The following is a 1,551-nucleotide window of genomic DNA, read 5'->3' on the forward strand; positions in this document are numbered from 1 at the left end:
TCAGACCGAAGACAAACTTCTTTTTGGGAGTTTGTCTTTTTTTAAAAATTCTCTAGAAAAATATGGCCTGAGGTGACAATAACTAAGGTATTTACTTGAATTTGGTCAAAATAAAAAGGCCTTCCTGCCATCATTTTTACCAGTTTTTTGAGATTTAAACACGCTAAAATCAGCCCAACCTTGTCTTCCATTTTGGACTTGCCAATCTCTCTCGTATATCTGAGATTGTGATATTCTTTAGCTGTTCCAAAGAGGCGTTCAATGGTTTCTTTTCGATGTTGGTAGCGTTCCCTCATCCCTCTTTGATGGCGAATGTCCTCACAAATCTCCATATCCTCTTTCCAAAGATGTCTCGTGACGACTTTTTGATGCTTCTGACTCTCTGTGCAACTCCCTAATAAAGGACAAGTGACACAAATCTTGGCCTTACTCTTATACTCCCGATAGCCCTCACGAGTCGTTGTACAATACTCTAACGTCTGATTTTCGGGGCAAAGGTAACAATCATAATACTCATCGTAAACAAAATCCTTAGGCCGTAACAGCCCTTTCTTTCCTTTCGGTCTGGTATAAGGAAAAACAGGGGTAATGTTTTTATCCAGCAAGAATTTAGCGATAGAAGGCGTTTTATAACCTGAATCAGCGATCAGGAAGTGAGGACTGAAGGGCTCAAGTTTGGCAAACAGCGCAGGAAAAGCTTGGCTGTCATGGACATTCCCTGCTTCTACACTATAGGCTAATGCCCAGCCATGTTTGTCGCAGGCAACCTGAGCATTATAGGCAAAAACTTCTTTATGTTCACCCTTATGAAACCAACCGCTCTCCGGGTCAGTTGTTGAGACTTTCTTTTCTTTAGCCTCGCTTTTTGCGGCGGGCTTTAGCGACTTTTTTGCGTGCTTTTTCCTGTCCAAATCAATTTCAAGTTCCAGCTGGTCACTCATAAATTTAGCCTGTTGTTCCACCATTTCCTTGCGATACTTGTGATTATTAGCTGCGGCTTTGACGTGAGTGCCATCCACGAAAATCTCATTGGGGTCAATCAAACCAGCCATCAGGGCTTGATGCAGCACCTGATTAAAAATTTCAGAAATGACCTGTTTGTCTTGGAAACGCCGACTGTAATTCTTACCATAGGTGGTGAAATGAGGTACCTTGTCATCTAAAGTTAGTCCTAAAAACCAACGATAGGCAGTATTCACCTCAATCTCTTTGATGGTCTGACGCATGGAGCGAATGCCATAGAAACATTGAATGAGAGGGATTTTGATGAGCATCACAGGGTCTAAACTCGGACGCCCATTATCACAAGAGTAAGTCTCCTCAACTAAGTCATAGATGAAGTCAAAATCAATCACAGCCTCAATCTTACGCAGAAAGTGATCCTCAGGAACAAGCTGATCAAGCGTATAAAACCCGTACTGATGGCGGTTATAATCTGGCTTTTCTTTGTGAAACATGGCCTTACCTCACAAACTGTTTTCTTTTAGTATACTCCTAAACAGAGCAAAAAGCTCTTAGAAATGTAATTCCAAGAGCTTTGTCTTCAGTCTG

Annotated in this window: 1 protein-coding gene; it reads right to left on the bottom strand. The window is 41.7% G+C overall.

The annotated features are described in order from the left end of the window. Positions 1-41: 41 nt before the first annotated feature. Positions 42-1,457: an IS1182 family transposase gene (locus tag AC4HAL_RS10980; RefSeq protein ID WP_491094185.1), complete on the bottom strand. Its 1,416-nt coding sequence runs from the start codon at positions 1,455-1,457 to the stop codon at positions 42-44. Positions 1,458-1,551 lie beyond the last annotated feature (94 nt).

This window comes from Streptococcus sp. ELY_125 (assembly GCF_058314535.1).

What these genes read in the sequence shown, in the direction of transcription:
- AC4HAL_RS10980 (WP_491094185.1), bottom strand. Translation starts at nt 1,457, where the DNA reads ATGTTTCACAAAGAAAAGCCAGATTATAACCGCCATCAGTACGGGTTT.